Source organism: Cyclobacterium sp., from assembly GCF_014762705.1.
Taxonomy (GTDB): Bacteria; Bacteroidota; Bacteroidia; order Cytophagales; family Cyclobacteriaceae; genus Cyclobacterium.
In genome coordinates this window covers 1-21,317 of record NZ_JABURL010000023.1, presented here as the reverse complement: position 1 = coordinate 21,317, position 21,317 = coordinate 1, and the positions used below count along the sequence as shown (strand labels likewise).

Sequence of the window (21,317 nt, the reverse complement as noted above, 5' to 3'; positions counted from 1 at the left end):
TCCTGATTCCGGTTTGGATTTTATTTTTGTTGGTTCAAAATATTAATACACCTGTTTCAGAAAACGCAACGGAGCTTTTCTTCAGATTTGCTTCAAAAACACCTCTTTTATTTGAATGATGAAAATTCTTTTAATCGAGGATCAAATAGAACTTTCGGACAATATTACAGAATTTCTGGCCTCCGTAGGGATTTTTTGCGATGCCTGTAGCAATTGCTTCGATGCACAAGACAAGTTGCTGATCAACAGCTATGACAGTATCATCCTGGACATTATGCTTCCTGACGGGACTGGTCTGGATTTAATTGATGTGATTAAAAAAAACCAATCAAAGTGTAATATTCTCATAATTTCAGCAAAAGGATCCCTGGGTGATAAAATTGAGGGCCTCGAAATTGGCGCAGATGATTACCTTACCAAACCATTTCATTTGGCTGAACTACATGCCAGGTTAAAAGCACTTTACCGTAGAAACCAATTGGGTGGAGCTGATGTCCTGACCTTTAATGAAATTCAGGTTAATCCTGAAAACTTACAGGCATTGATCAACCAAACCTTGCTGGACCTGACCAAAAAAGAATTTGACCTGCTTCTTTTCTTTTTGACCAACAAAGACCGGGTACTTGGCAGGCAAGCCATTGTACAACATTTATGGGGTGACTACACCGATGACCTGGCCAATTTTGACTTTGTTTATCAGCATATCAAAAACCTCAGGAAAAAAATCTGTCAGGCTGGAGGCAGAGATTACATAGAAACAGTCTATGGAATAGGCTATAAATTTAACACCTCTCCAGAAAAATGAAATTAATCAATCAATTTACCATTTGGTATCTTGGCATATCCATCATCGTATTTTTGATCGGAGGCCTGCTTATTTTCTACAAACTGGAATCAGAAATCGATTTTGAGCAAGGAAAGGAGCTGGAAAGACAACTTGACCGGTATGCCAAAAAAATGGAAACACTGGAAAATCCCGAACGGCTCCGGAAAGATCGATTAGAAATCAAAGAACTGCCACCAGACCAAGCCATGATACCTTTCCAATCCGGAGATACCCTGGCTTGGCATGAGCCCCTGGAACAGATAGAAAGACAAGTTAAAGCCGGTAAATCATACCTGGTCAATGGGAGGCATTTCTATATGTCTACCTATAATATCATGATTGAGTCTAATGATATTACCGAAACCGTTGTACAAACCATGGTTGCCATTTTTTTAATGCTCCTGATTTTTATAGCAGTAACCAGCCGATTGGTATCAAAAAGAATCCTCCAACCATTTCATCAAAGTCTGAATAGGATTAAAAACTTTAGTTTTAAAGATAACCAACCACTGGAATTTGAACCCACAAAGACCGAAGAATTTGAAAAGCTACACGATTTTTTGAATAAAATGTCCATCCGTCTTTTAAGTGATTACAAGGTGGTAAAAGAATTTTCTGAAAACCTGTCCCATGAAATCCAGACCCCTATCGCTGTCGCTTCCGGTAAGCTTGAACTCCTGCTCAATAGCCCCATCAACAACCAACAAGCCAACTGGATAGCGGCAGCCTATAATGCCAATGAAAAAATGACTAAAATCGTTAATTCGCTGGCCACTTTGGCAAAATTGGAAAATCAGGAATTTGAAGGCTCCAAATCTATAGACCTATCCCGGTTGATTGCAGATTGCCTCAAAGAGTATGAAGAACTAATGGGCATCAAAAACATTACCCTTCATCAACAATTAACTCCTTCTGTAAAAATTGACATGCATCCCAATATGGCCGAAATGCTCATCAACAACTTGCTAAGCAATGCCATTAAACACAATGAAAGCCCTGGATACATCTACCTGGAAGTTAATAATAAGTCCTTGATTATCAAAAATAAAGGACCCAAACCAACAGGTAATGTTACCGAGTACCTGAAAAGATTCAAGAAGGGTAATCCTATGAGTGAATCAATTGGATTGGGACTGTCTATTGTACAACAAATCTGTAGGATTCATGGTTACATTTTGGATTATACTTTTATCAATGAGGAGCATCAGATTACTATCCAACTTCAAAATTGATTCAAATTGTATACCTAAACTTGTAACGAATCAAGAACAGATATGAAACCAACTAAATTATTTTCTATTGTTTTTTTGCTGATTAGCTTATTCTTTACCAACATTGGATTTAGTCAAAATGAAACTTACAACATTAAGGGTAAATTGACAGCTAATGACAGCAAAGATCCACTCTCTTTTGTTCAGGTAGCCCTTTTTGAACCTGGAGAAAGCCGACCTGTAGCATTCTCAGATTCAGATGACAACGGCAATTTTTCCATAACTGCGGCAAGAGGAGAATATCTGCTCCGGTTTTTTCTAATTGGATATGATGAAAAAGAATTGGAAATCAACCTGGACCGTAACCGAAGTCTTGAAACCATTGAGTTAACCTCTGAAAACCAGGATCTGGAAGAAGTGGTCGTTCAATCTTCAAAATTCCCTATCCGATCAGATGCGGAAGGGCTCACCATAAATCCCAGTCAAAATCTTTCTAACCTTGGAGGGACCCTACTTGACATTTTAAGAAATACCCCATCGGTGAGTGTTTCTGAAGACGGATCCATAACACTGAGAGGAAGTTCGGGAACAAATATTTTGATCAATGGAAGAAACTCTTCTTTAACGCAGAATCTGGACCAGATTCCGGCAAGTGCCATAGAACAAATTAAAATTATCAACAACCCCAACGCCAGATATGATGCTGAAGCCGAAGCAGGGGTCATAGATATAGTGCTTAAAAAAGGAGAAAACCTGGGAACACATGGTAATGGGGAACTTACTTACGGCACAAGAGGTCGAACAAATGCGGGCGTCAACATCAATCACCGTACCTTAAAATACAACGTTTTTGCAGGGTACAATTTCAGAAGGTGGAGATCCATCGGCGAAAGGAGAACCGAGCGGGAAATTTTTGAGGATGAAGAAACCTTACGCCAAAACACCAACTCAACTGATGAAAATATAGGACACAACCTTAATTTTGGAGCCGATTACTACTTTGGAAACAATATTATCAGTTATGAAGGTTTTTTTCAAACCAGTGACGATAGCCAAATCAATACTTTATATTCAGAGCTCAGGGAAAATGAAACCAATGATTTGGTTTTGGAATATGTAAGAAGAAACCGGGAAACGGAAGCTGATGACGGTTTTGACAATGCACTGATATATGAAAGGACTTTTGAGGATAAGGACAAGACCTTTAAAGTAATTGCAAGCAATTCCTACAGAAACCAATATAAGATTCAAAACATTGATATTTTTAGAAATACCAGCGAGCCTCTGGAAGAAAATCTGAATGGAATGGAACGTGCTTTTACAGACGAGAAAAGATATGTATCTGTATTCCAGGCAGATTTTACCAGCCCCTTATCTTCAGATGCCAAAATTGAAGCTGGATTAAAATCAAATATCAGAAAATTTGACAACGATTATATTTACACAAGATTCGAAGAGAATATTCAGGATTTTGTAGAAGACAGCAATGTCAGTAACCGGTTTATTTATCAGGATCAAATCCATGCAGGGTATTTCATCTACTCAAACACTTCTCCCAAATTTGATTATACCTTGGGATTGCGGGGAGAATATTCATTTGTGGATACTTTTTTGGAAAATACGGGAGAGTCCAACCAACAAAATTATTTCAACTTGTTTCCCAGTCTTCAAACTTTATACAAAATCAACGAGGAGAATTCCCTAAAACTATCCTATAGCAGAAGAATAGACCGACCCACCGCCTGGAGGTTGAATCCCTTCCCTGATATTACAGATTCCCTGAGTGTCAGAAGGGGAAATCCAAATCTGCAACCAGAAATGATCCATTCATTAGAATTTGGACATCTGGCAAACTTTGAAAATTCCAGTCTTACCACTAATTTATTTTACCGTCATGTAGGTAACCAATTGGATTTTGTTACGATCATCGAAGATGGTATATCTTATTCCCAACCTGCTAATCTGAACACAGCAGAATCATATGGAATAGAATTTATAGGTATTACAGACATTACCCCATGGTGGAATATCAATGGAAGTTTTACCGCATTTCAACTAAAAGTAGATGGCTCTAATATAGGTGAGGAATTTGTAAACCAGGGTTTTGCCTGGAACACCAAATTGATGAACAGTTTTACACTGCCGATGGGGTTCAGTTTCCAATTGGTCGGCAACTATGAATCTGCAGAAATTGAAGCTCAAGGCAGGGATCTTTCTCAGTATTACGTTGATGCCAACTTTCAAAAAAGCTTTTGGGAAAACAAGGGCGCACTTTCGGTAAGTATAAGAGATATTTTTGATACCCGCAGGTTCGCTGGCAACAGCCTGACAAATACATTCAGACAATCCTTTTATGCCAAAAGAGAGACCAGGTTTGTGATGGTAAGTGCAAAATACCGGTTTTAATCACCTTTAGGTTAATTTTCAATTGGAAAAGCCTGGTTAGTTATACCAGGCTTTTTTTTATCTCATCTTGAGGAAATAAATATTTACTTCTATGATGGAGGTTGTTTTTTATACGTATTTTATTGGTTTTGAGGTTTTTTATGTTTTAATCTAATTTTATTTTATCTTTGCGAGTAATTTAAAACAGCTTGCAGCTTGATGAAAATAGAATTCATCAAATTTGAATCGAGATAATACACCCAACATTACCTCCAATTCATTAAAAACCTAATCTTTATTTGTATGAAAAGAAGTTTACTCATTGTGATGATGGTGCTATTGGCATGGCCAATAACAGGATGGGCCCAGAGTAGAACCCTAACCGGACAGGTAATATCCGGGGAGGACAACCTAACCTTACCTGGGGTCAATGTAAGAATAAAGGATACCAATAGGGGTACTGTCACCGATATTGATGGAACCTTTAGTATCCCGGTTTCAAATGGGGAGACCCTGGTTTTTTCCTATATTGGTTTCATTACCCAGGAAGTTGAAGTAGGAAACCAAAATACACTTAATATTACCCTGCAACCTGATGCCCAAACATTGGGAGAGGTGGTAGTTGTGGGCTATGGTAGTGTAACCCGTGGAGATCTCACTGGAAATGTGGCCTCACTCAAAGGCTCGGAAATTGCCAATGTCCCAGTACCCACTTTTCAGGAGGCCTTGCAGGGAAGGATGTCAGGTGTATTCGTAGAATCTTCCAGTGGAAAAGTAGGTGAAGGAGTCAAAATCCGGGTAAGGGGTACCTCATCCATTTCCGGAGGAAATGAGCCTTTATATGTGATTGACGGAATTCCGGTCACCTCTTCCGGGACCATCGGGAAAAGTAATCCATTGGCAGATATAAACTTCAATGACATTGAATCCTTCGAAGTGTTGAAAGATGCTTCTGCTGCGGCTATTTATGGTGCCCGGGCCTCTAATGGCGTGGTACTGATTACCACAAAAAGCGGCACCTCAGGTAAGACCAAATTTAATGTGGGCATTCAAAGGGGAGTCAGTAGCCCTACCCGAAGGAATGAATTCCTAAATTCCGCCCAATACATTGAGTTGATGAGAGAGTCGGGCTATAACAATGACCTGGCCAATGGGCTTGATCCGATCAACAATCCTGCTGATTACGAAGATTCCGACCTTGAATTTGTGGAAGGTCGACTGGACAGGTATGCAGGCCATACGGACTGGAGAGAGGGCAATGTGAATACAGATTGGCAAGAGCAGGCCTTTAATCCTGATGCCGGAATAACCAATGTAAATTTTTCAGCCAGTGGAGGAGACGAAAAAACCAGATTTTATTTCTCTACAGCCTACGATAAGCAGGAGGGCATCATGATAAGAAATAACTTCGAGCGGATTTCAGGAAGGCTAAACCTGGACCACAAAATATCAGATCGGTTTTCTTTAGGAGCCAATTTCAGTTTGGCAAGAACCGAAACAACCCGTTTGCCGGAAGATAATCAGTTCAACAACCCCATTCAGTTGGTAGCCTTGGCGCCCATTACACCTATCAGAGATGAAAACGGGGTCTTATATGACCGACCAACCACCACCTATTACAATAACCTGATTGATTCTGAAAATGCCAACTGGCTGACTACCAGTTTCAGGAACATCAACAGCATCTTCGGAGAATATGTATTCAGCGAAAAACTGAAATTCAGATCCGATTTTGCGGTAGACATCATCAATCAAAACGATGAACGCTTTTTCGGATCCAGAACCATTACCGGCCAGGGAACAAATGGCTTTGGCACTTCCCGATGGGCAAGGATTGTCAACTACAATACCAACAATTACTTCACCTATACCAATACCTTTTCTGACAGGCATCAGTTGGAGGCAGTTGCCGGGATGTCCTTCCAAAAAACAGAAGACAATTACACCAGGGTAGATGGACAGGAATTTCCGCTGGATGATCTGAAAACACTTGAATCAGCTGCTGAAATTGTGGAAGGTACTTCTACCTTTACCAATTTTTCTTTCCTTTCCTATTTTTCCAGGATCAACTACAAACTGGATAACAAATACCTCATGACTCTAAGTGCAAGGTACGATGCTTCCTCTCGATTTGGAGAAAATAACAAGTACGGCTTTTTCCCTGCCGGATCAATTGGCTGGATCATCACTGAAGAAGGATTTTTGAAAGGATCCGAAGGCCTTAGCTTGTTAAAAATAAGAACTTCTTACGGCCTTACAGGTAATGCTGAAATAGGAAATTTTGATCACCTGGGCTTATTTGGTCCGGTTTCCTATGGACTTCAACCAGGTTTGGAGCCCACCCAAATCTATAATCCAAATCTTACCTGGGAAACCACTGCTCAATTTAATGTGGGCATTGAGTTTGGATTGTTCAGTGACAGGTTAACCGGTGAATTGGATTATTACGACAAACAAACCAGTGACTTATTGCTGCTGGTTCCCGTTCCGGGTACCACCGGTTTTGCTACCCAAAGGCAAAACATCGGGAAAATGCAGAATTACGGTTTTGAAGTGGTGCTGAACTCCGCCAACTATGCGGACCAAAACTTCAGCTGGAATACCTCTTTTAATTTTGCCAGAAATATCAACCGGGTTCGGGAACTTGCTGAAGGTCAGAATTCCATTCCTCCCTCCAATTCCCGATTTTTGAATGGAATATTTGTCGGAGAAGCTATTGGCGTTTTTTACGGGCCCAAATATGCCGGAGTAGATCCAGGTAATGGCGATGCACTCTATTACAGCAATGAGGCGTTGACTGAAACAACCAATGATTACAACGATGCAGCAAGAATGGTAGTAGGGGACCCAAATCCTGACTTCATTGCGGGCATTACGAACAACCTGACCTACAAAAATGTAGAACTTTCTTTTCTCTTCCAGGGAGTTTTCGGGAATGAAATATATGAAGGTGGGGCTGGTTTTTATGCAGCCAATGGGGATTGGTTTGATAACAGTACCGCAGAACAAATTAACAGGTGGCAAAACCCAGGGGATATAACCAATATTCCCCAGGCCCGACTGGGAGAATGTAATGGCTGTAATGCCTCCAGCAGGTACATTTCGGATGGAAGTTATGTGCGCCTGAAAACGCTTTCTCTTGGCTACAACCTGCCTTCCAACCTAACAGATCAAATGAAGATCAGCAGCGCAAGGATCTATTTGATGGCGCAGAACCTGCTGACCTTTACCAGCTATATGGGATGGGACCCAGAAGTAAATGCGGATTACCTGGGAAGTACGACTTCAGATGCCAATGTTTTCCAGGGTAATGATTTTTACTCAGCCCCACAAGCGAAAACCTTTTCCATAGGGCTCAATGTAGGATTTTAAAAACAGAGAACAATGAGATTCAATTATATACAACTTTCGTTAATTCTAAGCGCATGCATAATGCTCTTCTCCTGTGGGGATCAGCTTGAACTAACGCCTGCCCAAAGTGTGGATCAGGAAATTGCGCTAAACAGTGATGCCAATATCAAAAGGGTTTTGATAGGTGCCTATGCCAACATGAGGGATGAGGAATTTTGGGGTGGGAGAACCATCTTGTATGCTGAGATGCTTGGGGCCAACAATGAGATCCGTTGGGAGGGTACCTTTAATCAACCCCGGGAGATCTACAACAAAAGCATCTTTACCAACAACTCGTTCATTACCAATACCTGGCTCAGGTCCTACAGTGCCATAAACGTGGTCAATAACATACTAGAGGTGATTGACCTGGTTGATGAAGCCGATCGGGACAGGATTTTGGGAGAAGCTTTATTTATCAGGGGCGCAATTTATTTTGAATTAGCAAAACTTTACGGTTTGCCCTATTCGGAAGGAAATGCCAATATCAACCTGGCAGTTCCTTTGGTATTAAGCCCTACTAGAGAAGTGTCAGAAGAAGACTTACTTCCAAGGAATACTGTAGAAGAGGTCTACCAGCAGGTATTGGAGGATCTGGAAACCGCTGAAGATTTACTTCCGGCAAGCAATGGTTTTTTTGCCAGAAATTACGTGGCTTCGGCTTTGCTTTCCAGGGTTTATTTGCAGATGGAACGCTTCGAAGATGCGCGAGATGCAGCGAACCGTAGCATTACTGTTGCTACAGAAAATGGCAAATCTTTGATAGATGACTACATGTCCGCTTTTAATAACCCAGCCGATACCCAGGAAGACTTGTTTGCCATCCAGGTAAATGCACAAGATCCAGATAATGCCATGCACTTGTTTTATTCCACTCCTGATTTTGGTGGCAGGGATGGAGATGTCACCATTCTTGACGCCCATATCAACCAATACGAGGAAGGCGATGAAAGGCTGGAACAATTTGTAGAAAGAGCCGGAGAAATAAGAACAGATAAATGGAGAGACCAATTCCGGAATGTTAAAGTAATCCGGCTGGCAGAAATGTACCTTACCAGAGCTGAAGCCAATTTCAGAGAGGGGACTTCAATCGGAGCTACTCCATTAGAGGACATCAACAGGATTAGGGCCAGGGTGAACTTGCCGGCCAAATCCAGCTTGAGCCTGGAAGAAATCCTTATGGAACGAAAACTGGAATTGGCCCATGAAGGGCATTATATCCACGACATCAAAAGGACAAGAGGAGAAATTCAGGACAATAACACCACTGATTTACAATACAATTTTGATGATCCCAGGATGGTTCTGCCAATTCCACAAAGAGAAATGGATGCGAATCCTGAGCTGGTTCAGAATTCCGGGTATGGGGGTTAATTAATAAGGTATAACGAAAGAGATCACTTCATTGTTGAAGTGGTCTTTTTTTATGGCCTTTTCTGAAAATTACAGCACATTGATTACCTTTGGCCTATCAAAAACCCCCTAATAAATATTTATGCCGGAACAAATCAAAAAGATAACGCTAAATGACCTTCACGAATCTTTGGGTGCAAAGATGGTTCCTTTTGCTGGTTATAATATGCCTGTAAGATATAGCTCGGATATAGCTGAGCACCTATTGGTTAGAGAGAAGGTTGGAGTTTTTGATGTTTCCCATATGGGAGAATTTTTAATAAAAGGACCCAGAGCGCTAGACCTGATTCAAAAAGTCACCTCAAACGATGCAGAGAAACTTTCCATAGGGCAGGCCCAATATTCCTGCCTTCCCAATGAAACCGGAGGAATAGTAGACGACCTCCTGGTTTACAGAATGGATGATACCAGCTACATGCTGGTGGTCAATGCCTCCAACATTGCCAAAGACTGGGAATGGATCAAAAGCCACAATACCATGGGAGCTGAAATGGAAGACATATCCGATGATATTTCCCTTTTTGCAGTTCAGGGCCCTAAGGCCTTGCAAACCCTGGAGCCACTTACTGATGTAAATTTAGCTGATATACCATTCTATCATTTCAAATCAGGTACCCTTGCCGGTGCAAAGGATGTGGTCATTTCGGCAACAGGATACACTGGTGCAGGAGGATTTGAATTATATGTGAAAAATAAGGATGCAAGAAAGGTCTGGGAGGCTATTTTTGAAGCCGGTCAGAAATATGGCATTCAACCCATTGGCTTGGGTGCAAGAGATACCCTCAGACTGGAAATGGGCTATTGCCTGTATGGGAATGACATTACCGCATCAACCTCACCCATAGAAGCAGGTTTGGGATGGATTACCAAATTCACTAAAGACTTTATCAATCATAACGGCTTAAAAGCACAAAAAGAGAATGGAGTAAAAAGGAAGCTGGTAGGTTTTACCTTAAAAGAAAAAGGTATCCCCCGAGCACATTATCCCATCGTCAATATGGAAGGTGAACCAATCGGTGAGGTTACTTCTGGCAGCATTTCTCCAAGTATGGGAATCGGAATAGGCCTGGGATATGTCGATATTGCCTATGCCAAACCCGGTACCGGAATTGCGATATCGGTTAGAAAGAAAAATATTCAAGCTACGGTTGAAAAACTCCCCTTACTCAAAAAATGAACACAATAGAAACCTGCCTCAGCCCGGAACTGATTCACCTGCACCAAATCAAGGGCAAAACAGTAGTGGTGGTTGATATTTTCAGGGCAAGCTCCACCATGGTCACTGCCCTCGCGAATGGAGTTCAATGCATACTTCCAGTCAAAGATCTTGAGCAATGCAGGGCCTATAAAAAAGAAGGTTGGAAAATTGCCGGAGAACGAAATGGGCAGCAAGCCGATGGATTTGATTTGGGAAACAGCCCTCTGGTTTATACAAACCGACAATTGTCAGGCGAAAAGATTGCCATGACTACCACAAATGGAACAAGAGCCATTTCACTCGTCCAAAATGATGCTTCAGAAGTACTAATTGGGGCCTTTCTTAACATCAATGCGCTTGCCAATTACCTGAAAGCTGTGAATAATGATATCCTTGTGGTTTGTGCTGGCTGGAAAGGGAGATTCAATGTGGAAGATGCCTTATTTGCAGGGGCATTATCATTGGCTATTGGAAGGAAACATGAATGTGATGCGACAATGGCCATGGAAGCATTGTTTCAAAGTTCCGAAAATAATTTAGCCGGATTTCTTCAAAAAGCCTCTCATGCCAAAAGACTTCAAAACCATCATCTGGAGAGGGATATTGACTTCTGCCTAACCCTAAACCAGTACGATGAAATCGTCTTTCTGCAAAAGAACCTGTTGAGGTTAAAATAAAAAAGCCGTTTCCAGATGGAAACGGCTTCAATATTAATTGATTTTTACATTTCTGGTAAGATCACTGAGTCAATTACGTGTACCATTCCATTGGTCGCTTCAATATCTGCAGCTGTTACTGTAGCTTCGTTGATCATGGCTTTACCACCAGACAACATCACTTTGATTTTTTGACCCTGAACTGTTTCCACTTCCATACCATTCTCCAAATCGGACGCCTTGATGCTTCCAGGCACTACATGATAAGTAAGAATTTTGACCAATTGATCCTTGTTTTCTGGCTTCAATAGGTTTTCAACCGTTCCCGCAGGAAGTTTTGCAAAAGCATCATTGGTAGGCGCAAACACAGTAAACGGACCATCGCCTTTCAAAACATCTACCAGTCCGCCAGCTTTTACCGCTGCAACCAGTGTCGACAGAAAATCAGTTCCCGCAGCCAGATCGACAATGTCTTTGTCTGCCGCTTTTTTTACAGGTTTTTTTTCATCATCATTGGCAAATACTGTTGCTGACAATAGCAACGCCATTACGAATACACTCATTAATTTTTTCATGGTAAGTTGATTTAATTGTTACAACTAGGAAACCAGAAATAAAACAGAATGTTTGCATAAATTTTTATATTAAATCAAAATAAAAGTTTGATTTACAGATTTTAAACGTATACCATCAGCTTTTGATTGTTGAATCCAAAATGGCGCGTTTATAATTCAAAATAATTTTAACGAATAGTTGAATACCAATAAAATTTAAAAAGGATTGGCTTATTAAAAGTAATAATTTAAATTTTTTATAATTAATTCAGTCCACTCCACAATGGAAATTTCATTTTATCAAAAACGATACCCATGTAATGAACAGGCATCCATATTGGCCTCAATAGGGAAAAATACGCTTGTTTATTCCAGAATTTCCTTCAGGCGCTGGAGACCTTCTTCAAAATCATTTCCAATCAGGCTTTCCATATCCATAAAAGCCAACATGGCATTCATCGGGTAATCCATGTGCCCTTCAAATCCCCAAATAACCTTGGTTTGATTTGAATTGACCTCCTCAAACTCCATATAGGCTAAATCTGAAGCTTCGAATGGTTCCTTAAAGCGAAGTGCATAATCAATACGTTTGCCTTGGTCTATTCCAATTATTTCCTGTTCTCCCACCCCTGCATCTGGGTTTTCACTTTCCCAGCCTGCTATAAATCCAACCTGTCCATCCGAACCGGTATAGGTCTTTTTCATTGTTGGGTCTTTTAATGACCAGGAGGAGAAATTATCCTGGTTTTTCAACATGCTCAAATAGTTATATACTTCTTCGTGGGGTTTATTGATGGTTATCTCTCTTTCCACAAAATAGTCTTTTTGGATAAAAACAGCCATTACCAACGGAATCGCAATCAGCACCAATAGGATGATTAGAATTATTTTTAAAACTTTCATGGTTTTTAAATTTTAATTTGAAGAAAACAAAAAGTAATCAACTGTAAACCAATCCAATATAAAAATTATTTGATAAATTTTTCTATTGGATCCCAACAAAAATTTAGCTGCATTTGTAAGCCAGGTAATCCCCTGTGGCAATAGGGATCAAATGGTCTATATACCCAGCATGTAAATAGACCCAGGCATCCAATTGAGATCCGTCGGCCAACCTTACCACCATTTGTTTTCGTTCGAAAGTCACTCCTGTCTCCAGTAATTCCCCTATCCCTTCATAATCATCCAAAATGGATAAAAGGTTGGAGTTTTCCTGAAAGGCGTAAATATCACCAACGATCTGCTGATCCTGTTTATCAGAGTACACTGCAACAGGATAAGGCCCCAGATCAAACAATAAGCCAAAAATATACCCCCTGCGGAGAAAATCAGCCTCTTTCTCCAAAAATTGACCCATTGGGTGATTAAATCCCCTTCTCAAGGTACCGTAAACAAATAAATTTGTCTGTCCGGCCACTATACCTACTTTTGATGCCGGTTGATCAATACTTCCATCACTTCTTCCAATTCATATCCTTTGGCTTCCAGCAATACCAAATAGTGAAACAAAAGGTCTGCCGCTTCACCCATAAACAATTCCTTGTTATCGTCTTTGGCTTCAATCACAATTTCAACAGCTTCTTCGCCTACTTTCTGGGCCACTTTATTGATTCCTGCAGCAAATAGGGATGAGGTATATGATTTACTTGAAGGCTTGCTTTTCCGCTCTTTAATGACCTTTCTCAGCTCATCAATGAAAAAAGTTTTACTGTGATTTTCATGGGCAAAACAGGTATCATCCCCTTTGTGACAAACCGGCCCTTTGGGGTTAACCTGAATCAAAAGTGTATCGGCATCACAGTCCAATTCCATTTTTTGAATCATTAAAAAATTGCCTGAAGTCTCCCCTTTGGTCCAAAGCCTTTGTTTGGTCCGGCTGAAAAAGGTCACTTTTCCACTTTGAAGAGATTTATCCAAAGCCTCTTTATTCATGTAGCCCAACATGAGCACCTCTTTGGTGTTTATATCCTGAATTATGGCCGGAACCAGGCCGTTAACCTTTTCAAAATCAATAGTTAAATTATCCATCATATTATCAATAGCATCTTATAACAGGTAACTGCCCTGTTTCCTTGCTAATCATTAAGTTTTATAGTCTTATACTAATCCCTTCAGCCTGCAGGTATTTTTTTAACTCAGGAATAGGAATTTCTTTAAAATGAAAAATACTAGCGGCAAGTGCAGCATCTGCTTTTCCGGAGGTAAAGACATCCTTGAAATGATGCATTTTACCAGCACCCCCTGAAGCGATTACGGGTATTCCCAACAAAGCCGAAATCTCGCTTGTAATTTCATTGGCAAAACCATTTTTCACGCCATCATGATCCATGGAGGTAAGCAATATTTCTCCTGCTCCTCTTTCTGTGACTTCCTTTGCCCATTTCTGTGTTTGAAGGAGGGTTGGTCTTCGACCACCGTGTGTATGCACAAAGTCGACTCCATCCATGTTTTTGGTATCTATGGCTACCACTATACATTGGCTGCCAAATTCTCTTGCCATCTCGTCCACTATACCCGGATTTTTCACCGCAGCAGAATTGATACTGATTTTATCTGCCCCTGCATTTAACAAGGCCTTAATATCTTCCACAGTGGAAATCCCTCCGCCTACCGTAAAGGGAATATTCACTGTTTTGGCCACTTTTGTAACCAACTCTACCAGTGTTTTTCGTTTTTCTACAGTAGCCGTAATATCCAGAAATACCAATTCATCGGCTCCTTCATCGGCATAAACCTTTCCAAGCTCTACAGGATCCCCGGCATCCCTCAGCTCCACAAAATTTACCCCCTTCACGGTTCTACCTTCCTTGATATCCAGACAGGGTATGATTCTTTTTGTCAACATATTAATTCTGAATAAAAGTACTGAGTTCCGCTAAAGTAATCTTCCCTTCATAAAATGCCTTACCAATGATGGTGCCGTATACGCCCGCTTTTTCCAAATCCTCCAGATCCTGAACCGTCGCTACTCCCCCACTTGCAATCAGGCGTATCTCCGGAATCTCCTCCATTATTTCCCTGTAAAGCGCCAAAGAAGGCCCCTGAAGCAAGCCGTCTTTAGCGACATCCGTGCAAATCACATATTGTACTCCTCTCTGGTGATAATCTTTGATAAAATCCATTAAATCCATGGCTGTAGTTTCCTGCCAACCCGAAATGGCAATCTTCCTGTTTCTGGCATCAGCGCCCAATATCAGTCGATCACCTCCATAAGTCTGTAACCAATTGGTGAATAATTCCGGGTTTTTAACGGCTATACTTCCCCCGGTGACCTGCTTGGCACCAAGTTGAAATGCCAGAGCAATGTCCTCATCCGATTGTACTCCTCCTCCAAAATCCACTTGCAGGGAGGTGGACTGGCAAATCCCTTTCAGCACATCTTTGTTGACAATCCTTTTAACTTTTGCCCCATCCAGATCTACCAGGTGCAACCTTCGGATACCTGCAGCCTCAAACCTTTTCGCCACCTCTATAGGATCAGAGGCATACTCTTTTTTTTGATTGTAGTCTCCCTGGGTAAGGCGAACACATTTTCCATCGATGATATCAATTGCCGGAATAATTTCCATTATAAATTCAGAAAGTTGGTTAAAATCTTTTCTCCCGTCAAGCTGCTTTTCTCAGGATGGGCCTGCATGGCATAATAGTTATCCCGTTGCAGCAAAGCTGAAAAATCCGTTATGTAGTGCGAAGTAGCGATGGTAAATTCAGGATCAACAGCTGCATAATAACTGTGCACATAATAGACATAAGCAGATTCATCCAATCCTGCCAACAAGGGAGAATGCAGGTTTTGTAAATTATTCCAGCCGATATGAGGTACCTTGTCCAATGGTGGAAATTTCTTTACCTGTATCGGAAATATACCCAAACATTGGGTATCATATTCTTCAGAAAACTCACAAAGCAGCTGTAATCCCAGACAAATCCCAAAAAAGGGTTGTTCCAAAGACTTGATCAATTTATCCAGCTTCCTCTCTTTCAGGTATTTCATGGCAGTACTTGCCTCACCCTGACCAGGAAAGATGACCTTGTCCGCTTTTTGTATGGTTTCCCAATCATCTGTTAAGGTAGCGTTGGCTCCCAACCTTTCCATGGCATAAAGTACCGACTGCACATTCCCCGCATTGTATTTGATTACTGCTACTTCCATTTTTGTTTGTACCCGGTGGACAAATTTAACTTTTAATAATCGTCCGCTAAATTACAGCATTTAGCGTTAGGGGCGAAGGTTTAACCGGAAATATGCATTAGGAAATAATAACTTTTAACGCTTACTTTTGAAATTGGAACTGAACTTAAAAATAAGCAACCGCAAGAATAAATTTTGAAAAACCACCTCGCACTGATCATTTCCCGCATTGCGCACCCCATAAGCCTCATACTGGTATTTATGGCTTATACTTTTTTTTCCATTCATTCGCTATGGAAGGCCACCTGGACCCTTACAGTTATCACTGCAATTGGCATTATACCCCTGGTTATATGGAACCAAAGCAGGACAAAAAAAGGGATCTATACAAATTTTGATGTCTCTGTAAGGAAAGATCGCTATTCCATGTTTACTCTCTTAACGGTACTGACCCTATTGGTCATACTTTTTATCTGGACCAGCAACCAACCCTGGCCGGTGTTTGCCGGAAGCCTGGTATTGCTTCTATTGGTGGTGACTTCATTTGTTCTGAATTTCTGGCTGAAAGTATCTCTCCACATGGCCGTGGCCTTTTATGTTTCCCTTGGCTTGTGGCAAATCCATCCCCTGCCGGCACTATTGCTGCTCATGGCCATACCCTTCATAGCATGGTCCAGAATACAACTGGAAAGACACAAAACCAACGAATTGCTCATCGGCGGAATGGTTGGACTGTTATGTGGTGTACTATTGCTATGGGTCACCTGAAAAGGAAATTACTGTAGGAAAGAAAATTGAACTTTTCGGTTAAAATTCCAGTGGATCTTTATTTTATGGCATTATTTTTAAATTCTGTTTCAAAAGGAAGTAAAAATCCAGTAATTTTAAAATTATTAATCAATAAAGACATGATGATGAAAAAATTTCAATTACCAATACTGTTCCTTCTGACCTTACTCTTTTCAAACCATACGGTCAAAGCTCAGGAGACCAATGCAATACAAGGAAGATGGGACCTAACAGTAAACATGGATGGACAGGAGGTGCCCTCCTGGCTGGAAGTAAAGTTATCAGGGATCAAAACGTTGGTAGGCTATTTCGTGGCCCACAACGGTAGTGCAAGACCTATTAGCCGGGTGAATTATCAGGATGGTGAAATCAGCTTTTCTATTCCTCCCCAATGGGATGATTCAGATAGAGACATGGTATTTGAAGGAAAACTGGAGGGCGAAAAATTGACCGGAACCATTACCAGCAGCATGGGGAAAAAACACAGCTTTACAGGAGAAAAGGCTCCTTTAATGATCAGAGAGAATGCGCCAAAATGGGGAAAAACAATTGAGCTTTTCAATGGGAAAAACCTGGATGGATGGCATGCTGACAAATCACAGAACCAATGGGAAGTCATCAATGGTATCCTGACCAGCAAAGAAGCAGGAGCCAACCTGATTTCAGACCAGGAGTTTGAGGATTTTAAGCTTCATGTAGAATTCCGATATCCTGAGGGAAGTAACAGCGGGGTGTACCTGAGAGGCAGATACGAGGTACAAATTGAAGATAATAAAGGCACTCCGCCTTCTTCCATTTATTTTGGTGGCGTTTATGGATTTTTAACCCCAAATGAGATGGTGGTAAAATCTCCGGGAGTTTGGCAAACTTTTGATATTACCCTTATAGGCCGTAGGGTAAGCATCGTTGCAAACGGTAAAGAAATCATTTGCGATCAGATCATCCCCGGTATTACCGGAGGAGCTCTGGACAGTGATGAAGGTCAGCCAGGGCCATTGATGCTTCAGGGAGATCATGGTGCTATTGAGTTCCGGAAAATAGAGATTACTCCGGCAAAATAAACAGGTCCTTTTCAATACTTACCAAAAATCAACATCCTTTAAAATAAGGATGTTGACTTTTTTAATTTTAAAATCTATAAACTTTTTTGAATTAGATTTTTCCCCATTATCTATTCTATGTTTTCTGGTAAACTTATCGTAGAGTAGGAATATGTAACCGATAGGATGCCAAAACAAATACAGAAAAACTACACCAAATGGAATTGAGCCCGGAAAACATATTGATAATTAGTTCCCTACTGCTGATCATCAGTATATTGGCCAGTAAAACTGCAGGCAAAGCAGGCATACCCATTTTGTTGCTTTTCCTTGGCATTGGGATGTTGGCAGGCTCTGACGGTATTGGTGGAATCGAATTTGAAGACCCAGGGGTAGCTCAATTTATGGGCATTCTCGCTTTAACTTATATTTTATTTTCAGGGGGTCTGGACACCAAATGGCAAGCCATTAAACCCGTTTTGGGCCCGGGACTGGTATTATCTACCCTGGGTGTATTGTTTACAGCCATAGCTGTAGGCCTATTCTCGTATACCCTTTTTGACTTTTCGCTTCTGGAAAGTTTATTGCTGGGTGCTATCGTTTCCTCTACGGATGCGGCAGCCGTATTTTCAATTCTAAGGGCAAAAAGTATAGGTCTAAAAGGAAATCTTAGACCCTTATTGGAACTTGAATCAGGAAGCAATGACCCGATGGCCTTTTTCCTTACGGTTGGATTGACATCACTAATCTCCGTGTCCGGTTTTACATGGCCTCAGCTAATCCCCGTATTTTTCCTTCAAATGATCATCGGAGGATTGGGTGGTTATTTGATGGGAAGAGGAATTGTTTTGTTGGTAAATAGAATAAATCTTGAATACGAGGGCCTTTATCCGGTACTCATGCTGGGTCTGGTAATCATGACATACGCTCTGATTGACCTATTGGAAGGAAATGGATTTTTAGGAGTCTATGTAGCAGCACTGACAATAGGAAATGGGAAAATGCTACATAAAAAAAGCCTGATAAAGTTTTTTGATGGAGTAGCCTGGTTGATGCAGATCATTATGTTTATTACCCTTGGCTTATTGGTGTTTCCATCCCAGGTAATTCCGGTTATGGGTTTTGGATTTGTTATTGCATTATTTTTGATTTTTGTGGCTCGGCCTATAGGGGTATTTATATCTCTCACCTTTTTTAAATTCAAACTCCGGGAAAAAGTATTTGTAAGTTGGGTTGGTCTCAGAGGAGCGGTACCCATTGTTTTTGCAACCTTCCCTCTTATTGCAGGCATTGACAAATCCAGTATGCTGTTTAATGTGGTCTTTTTTATCGTTTTAACCTCAGTAGCCTTACAGGCAACCACTCTTTCTTTTTCCGCCAGACTGCTTCATTTATCAGTTCCTGAAGGTTTGAAGAGGCGATCTCTTCTCGACCTTGAATTATCAGAGGACTTTAAAAATGCACTGGTAGAAGTGGAACTGCCTGAAAATGCTATTGTAGACGGAATGAAAATAGTATCATTAGATTTTCCCAAGACCTGTCTGATTGTACTGATCAACCGGGGAAATAAATTCATTACCCCAAATGGTTTAACCGAACTTCATTCAGGTGACAAACTAATGGTCATGATGAATTCGGAAGACGAAGAAGAAAAAATAAAATTGGCATTGGGCATCTAAAAACAAAACTTATTTTCAACTCCAGCGTAATAGTCGGTATTAAGGGTTCTATTAAATCCATGCTAAAAATAGTCAAACCATTTGTAGGTGTTTGTCTGTCCATATTAATGGTCTGTCAATCCTATTTTTCAGGTATAGCCAACCCTTTCCATATAGCAGCATTTTCGAACACAGTCTCTTACGAACCGGTCTATGATGATTTGGCCGGGCCCATTGCGCTAACAAATGAAGGGTTACAAACCCAATCCCAGTTACCAAATAATATTTTTGACGGAGGAGATTTTTTAGTATCCCCTTTCCCCCAAATCTTAATACATTTTGGACGTAGCCTTCAAAGCTCGTTTTCAAATGCCCGGACTGTAAATATTAAATTTGGCATCAGGGAGGCCCTCTTCCCTAGTCATTACTTCTGGTAGTCCTAACTTTTTTCTCCCCTGCACAAAACTTTTGTTGCAGGAAAAAACCTTTGCCCTTTAGGTTAAAGGTATTTCTTTAAAAAAATCCATACGGAAGATCATCAATTGATCCTACCAGAAACACAATAACAACATGTTTGATTTAGATATCATCACACTTTCCATGGCAATAGTGGCCATCATTGCCTTCATTATGCCTTTTTACATCAATAATAAAAAGGTAAAAGCAAAGGTGGAATTGGCAGAAAAACTCCTGGCTGATTTTGCAAAAAATCAACAACTTGATATTCAGGTGAAAGACCTGTGGAGAAACAAATATTTCATTGGTATAGACCCCCAAAAAGGAAAGCTCATTTATTCAGAAGACATCAATTCATGCGCTCCTGTTCTGATTGATATACATTTGATTGGTCATGTGCGAATAAAAGAGGAATCCCGCAAAGTGGTAAGCCCAACATCGACCAGAAAGGTGATCGATAAACTGGAACTCATATTTTATTCGGAAAAGGCTGAGCTGGTTCATAACTTAGAATTTTATGACGGAGAAACTTTTTCCGATCTGCTTGGAGAAACCATATTGATCAAAAAATGGGAAACAGAAATAGTTTCCTGTATGCAGCAACTTACCAAAAAAGCTTTAGTCCTATGAAAACCATAGCCAAAGAAGAACTGATCAACTTCCATTACTCAAAAAAGGAAGTTTTGTCTGAGCCAATCGAGATTACAAAAAGAAATATGGACCTGCAAAGAGCCATGCTATTGGGAAATATAGCGCATGGAAAAGTAAAAATCACTTTTCTTGACTTTCAACATAATTTATTTCTAGTGGAAACCACTATTTGGGCAGCTACCGAAGAGATTGTATGTCTGAAAGGAAATCTTTTCATCCCAAAAAACGCCATAATTCAAATTGATTGAGTTTAAAGATTCTTGAGAGGGAGACTAAAATTGAATCTCCCTCTCAGATTATTCTTAAAATAAAAAAATACCGATTATGGAAATATTCCTCCTTACAGAAACATGGATTGCCCTATCTTTTTTGATTCTAATAGGATTCATGCTTTTAGTTGAAGGGTTCCATATAGAAGTACCGAAAGGTTATATCTATTTTGCCGTATTCTTTTCTTTAGGTACTGAATTGGTAAACATGAGAATAAGACGAAAAGCCGACAAAAGAAAGGTAAAACTCAACCCCAGAATTATTGAAAAAGAAGTGAAATAAAACTTCATATCAACTGCCCTCTTAATATGCTTGGTAAAATAAGGAGAACCCTATAAGGAATAGAAGAACATAGAAGTAGTGCTGTTTTTGATTTTCTCCGTGTTAATCTGTGGTGGGCACAAAGGATTCCCCACAGATAAACCCAGATTACCACAGATTTTTTTTTGTAGCCTAAACCTTATATTTCCTTATATGTCTTATATGGTTCTAAAAATAAGGGAACCATATAAGGTATAGAAGAACATAGAAGTGGGCTTGTATTTGATTTTCTCTGTTCTAATCCGTGGTGGGAACAAAGGATTCACCACAGATAAACCCAGATTACCACAGATTTTTTTTTGTAGCCTAAACCTTATATTTCCTTATATGTCTTATATGGTTCTAAAAATAAGGGAACCATATAAGG

General features: G+C 40.4%; 20 protein-coding genes. 13 read left to right on the top strand and 7 right to left on the bottom strand.

Annotated elements, in window-relative coordinates:
• Positions 1-115: 115 nt before the first annotated feature.
• The 7 genes from HUJ21_RS03115 to HUJ21_RS03085 all read left to right on the top strand — a co-directional run bounded on the left by HUJ21_RS03115 (position 116) and on the right by HUJ21_RS03085 (position 11,100).
• Positions 116-805: a response regulator transcription factor gene (locus tag HUJ21_RS03115; protein WP_366483572.1), complete on the top strand. Its 690-nt coding sequence runs from the start codon at positions 116-118 to the stop codon at positions 803-805.
• Positions 802-2,058 (top strand): HAMP domain-containing sensor histidine kinase, encoded by a 1,257-nt coding sequence (locus HUJ21_RS03110; RefSeq protein ID WP_291367200.1) that lies wholly within the window; start codon positions 802-804, stop codon positions 2,056-2,058. The genes HUJ21_RS03115 and HUJ21_RS03110 overlap by 4 nt, the downstream gene beginning before the upstream one ends.
• Positions 2,059-2,100: 42 nt before the next feature.
• The gene (locus tag HUJ21_RS03105; protein ID WP_291367198.1) at positions 2,101-4,443 is read left to right on the top strand and encodes an outer membrane beta-barrel family protein; all 2,343 of its coding nucleotides are present in this window, start codon (positions 2,101-2,103) and stop codon (positions 4,441-4,443) included.
• A gap of 282 nt (positions 4,444-4,725) precedes the next feature.
• The gene (locus HUJ21_RS03100) at positions 4,726-7,794 is read left to right on the top strand and encodes a TonB-dependent receptor (RefSeq protein ID WP_291367196.1); all 3,069 of its coding nucleotides are present in this window, start codon (positions 4,726-4,728) and stop codon (positions 7,792-7,794) included.
• Between the two features lie 12 nt (positions 7,795-7,806).
• Positions 7,807-9,186, top strand: a complete 1,380-nt coding sequence (locus tag HUJ21_RS03095) for a RagB/SusD family nutrient uptake outer membrane protein (protein WP_291367194.1) — start codon at positions 7,807-7,809, stop codon at positions 9,184-9,186.
• A 121-nt stretch (positions 9,187-9,307) separates the two neighbouring features.
• Positions 9,308-10,402 carry a glycine cleavage system aminomethyltransferase GcvT gene (gcvT, locus tag HUJ21_RS03090; protein ID WP_291367192.1) on the top strand — a complete coding sequence of 365 codons (1,095 nt, stop codon included), beginning with the start codon at positions 9,308-9,310 and terminating at the stop codon, positions 10,400-10,402.
• Positions 10,399-11,100 (top strand): 2-phosphosulfolactate phosphatase, encoded by a 702-nt coding sequence (locus HUJ21_RS03085; RefSeq protein WP_291367190.1) that lies wholly within the window; start codon positions 10,399-10,401, stop codon positions 11,098-11,100. Before gcvT ends, HUJ21_RS03085 begins: the two co-directional genes overlap by 4 nt.
• A gap of 44 nt (positions 11,101-11,144) precedes the next feature.
• Here HUJ21_RS03085 and HUJ21_RS03080 read toward each other — a convergent pair whose 3' ends face one another.
• From HUJ21_RS03080 to hisH, 7 genes are all read right to left on the bottom strand, one after another.
• Positions 11,145-11,654: a fasciclin domain-containing protein gene (locus tag HUJ21_RS03080; protein WP_291367188.1), complete on the bottom strand. Its 510-nt coding sequence runs from the start codon at positions 11,652-11,654 to the stop codon at positions 11,145-11,147.
• Between the two features lie 345 nt (positions 11,655-11,999).
• Positions 12,000-12,536 carry an SRPBCC family protein gene (locus HUJ21_RS03075; protein ID WP_291367186.1) on the bottom strand — a complete coding sequence of 179 codons (537 nt, stop codon included), beginning with the start codon at positions 12,534-12,536 and terminating at the stop codon, positions 12,000-12,002.
• Positions 12,537-12,639: 103 nt separating this feature from the next.
• The gene (locus HUJ21_RS03070; protein WP_291367183.1) at positions 12,640-13,050 is read right to left on the bottom strand and encodes a gamma-glutamylcyclotransferase family protein; all 411 of its coding nucleotides are present in this window, start codon (positions 13,048-13,050) and stop codon (positions 12,640-12,642) included.
• Between the two features lie 5 nt (positions 13,051-13,055).
• On the bottom strand, positions 13,056-13,661 hold the full coding sequence (gene hisIE, locus HUJ21_RS03065; RefSeq protein ID WP_291367434.1) for a bifunctional phosphoribosyl-AMP cyclohydrolase/phosphoribosyl-ATP diphosphatase HisIE: 606 nt from the start codon (positions 13,659-13,661) through the stop codon (positions 13,056-13,058).
• A 61-nt stretch (positions 13,662-13,722) separates the two neighbouring features.
• Complete coding sequence (hisF, locus tag HUJ21_RS03060; protein ID WP_291367181.1) at positions 13,723-14,478, bottom strand: imidazole glycerol phosphate synthase subunit HisF; 756 nt, start codon at positions 14,476-14,478, stop codon at positions 13,723-13,725.
• Between the two features lies 1 nt (position 14,479).
• On the bottom strand, positions 14,480-15,202 hold the full coding sequence (hisA, locus tag HUJ21_RS03055; protein ID WP_291367180.1) for a 1-(5-phosphoribosyl)-5-[(5-phosphoribosylamino)methylideneamino]imidazole-4-carboxamide isomerase: 723 nt from the start codon (positions 15,200-15,202) through the stop codon (positions 14,480-14,482).
• On the bottom strand, positions 15,202-15,786 hold the full coding sequence (gene hisH / locus HUJ21_RS03050; protein ID WP_291367178.1) for an imidazole glycerol phosphate synthase subunit HisH: 585 nt from the start codon (positions 15,784-15,786) through the stop codon (positions 15,202-15,204). Before hisH ends, hisA begins: the two co-directional genes overlap by 1 nt.
• Positions 15,787-15,960: 174 nt before the next feature.
• Between hisH and HUJ21_RS03045 the strand changes: the two genes are divergently transcribed.
• The 6 genes from HUJ21_RS03045 (at position 15,961) to HUJ21_RS03020 (ending at position 20,911) form a co-directional block, all read left to right on the top strand.
• Positions 15,961-16,533 carry a hypothetical protein gene (locus tag HUJ21_RS03045; RefSeq protein WP_291367176.1) on the top strand — a complete coding sequence of 191 codons (573 nt, stop codon included), beginning with the start codon at positions 15,961-15,963 and terminating at the stop codon, positions 16,531-16,533.
• A gap of 140 nt (positions 16,534-16,673) precedes the next feature.
• Positions 16,674-17,615 (top strand): DUF1080 domain-containing protein, encoded by a 942-nt coding sequence (locus tag HUJ21_RS03040; protein WP_291367174.1) that lies wholly within the window; start codon positions 16,674-16,676, stop codon positions 17,613-17,615.
• Between the two features lie 197 nt (positions 17,616-17,812).
• Complete coding sequence (locus HUJ21_RS03035) at positions 17,813-19,273, top strand: potassium/proton antiporter (RefSeq protein ID WP_291367172.1); 1,461 nt, start codon at positions 17,813-17,815, stop codon at positions 19,271-19,273.
• Between the two features lie 549 nt (positions 19,274-19,822).
• Entirely contained in the window at positions 19,823-20,338 is a 516-nt protein-coding gene (locus HUJ21_RS03030; RefSeq protein ID WP_291367170.1) for a hypothetical protein, read from the top strand.
• Positions 20,335-20,607, top strand: a complete 273-nt coding sequence (locus HUJ21_RS03025; protein WP_291367168.1) for a hypothetical protein — start codon at positions 20,335-20,337, stop codon at positions 20,605-20,607. The genes HUJ21_RS03030 and HUJ21_RS03025 overlap by 4 nt, the downstream gene beginning before the upstream one ends.
• Before the next feature lie 76 nt (positions 20,608-20,683).
• Complete coding sequence (locus HUJ21_RS03020) at positions 20,684-20,911, top strand: hypothetical protein (RefSeq protein WP_366483567.1); 228 nt, start codon at positions 20,684-20,686, stop codon at positions 20,909-20,911.
• The last annotated feature ends 406 nt before the right edge of the window (positions 20,912-21,317 follow it).

Bases quoted from the DNA above. Each gene is read 5' to 3' on its own strand.
- HUJ21_RS03115 (WP_366483572.1), top strand. From the start codon at position 116: ATGATGAAAATTCTTTTAATCGAGGATCAAATAGAACTTTCGGACAAT.
- HUJ21_RS03110 (WP_291367200.1), top strand. From the start codon at position 802: ATGAAATTAATCAATCAATTTACCATTTGGTATCTTGGCATATCCATC.
- HUJ21_RS03105 (WP_291367198.1), top strand. From the start codon at position 2,101: ATGAAACCAACTAAATTATTTTCTATTGTTTTTTTGCTGATTAGCTTA.
- HUJ21_RS03100 (WP_291367196.1), top strand. From the start codon at position 4,726: ATGAAAAGAAGTTTACTCATTGTGATGATGGTGCTATTGGCATGGCCA.
- HUJ21_RS03095 (WP_291367194.1), top strand. From the start codon at position 7,807: ATGAGATTCAATTATATACAACTTTCGTTAATTCTAAGCGCATGCATA.
- gcvT (WP_291367192.1), top strand. From the start codon at position 9,308: ATGCCGGAACAAATCAAAAAGATAACGCTAAATGACCTTCACGAATCT.
- HUJ21_RS03085 (WP_291367190.1), top strand. From the start codon at position 10,399: ATGAACACAATAGAAACCTGCCTCAGCCCGGAACTGATTCACCTGCAC.
- HUJ21_RS03080 (WP_291367188.1), bottom strand. From the start codon at position 11,654: ATGAAAAAATTAATGAGTGTATTCGTAATGGCGTTGCTATTGTCAGCA.
- HUJ21_RS03075 (WP_291367186.1), bottom strand. From the start codon at position 12,536: ATGAAAGTTTTAAAAATAATTCTAATCATCCTATTGGTGCTGATTGCG.
- hisIE (WP_291367434.1), bottom strand. From the start codon at position 13,661: ATGGATAATTTAACTATTGATTTTGAAAAGGTTAACGGCCTGGTTCCG.
- hisF (WP_291367181.1), bottom strand. From the start codon at position 14,478: ATGTTGACAAAAAGAATCATACCCTGTCTGGATATCAAGGAAGGTAGA.
- hisA (WP_291367180.1), bottom strand. From the start codon at position 15,202: ATGGAAATTATTCCGGCAATTGATATCATCGATGGAAAATGTGTTCGC.
- hisH (WP_291367178.1), bottom strand. From the start codon at position 15,786: ATGGAAGTAGCAGTAATCAAATACAATGCGGGGAATGTGCAGTCGGTA.
- HUJ21_RS03040 (WP_291367174.1), top strand. From the start codon at position 16,674: ATGATGATGAAAAAATTTCAATTACCAATACTGTTCCTTCTGACCTTA.
- HUJ21_RS03035 (WP_291367172.1), top strand. From the start codon at position 17,813: ATGGAATTGAGCCCGGAAAACATATTGATAATTAGTTCCCTACTGCTG.
- HUJ21_RS03030 (WP_291367170.1), top strand. From the start codon at position 19,823: ATGTTTGATTTAGATATCATCACACTTTCCATGGCAATAGTGGCCATC.
- HUJ21_RS03025 (WP_291367168.1), top strand. From the start codon at position 20,335: ATGAAAACCATAGCCAAAGAAGAACTGATCAACTTCCATTACTCAAAA.
- HUJ21_RS03020 (WP_366483567.1), top strand. From the start codon at position 20,684: ATGGAAATATTCCTCCTTACAGAAACATGGATTGCCCTATCTTTTTTG.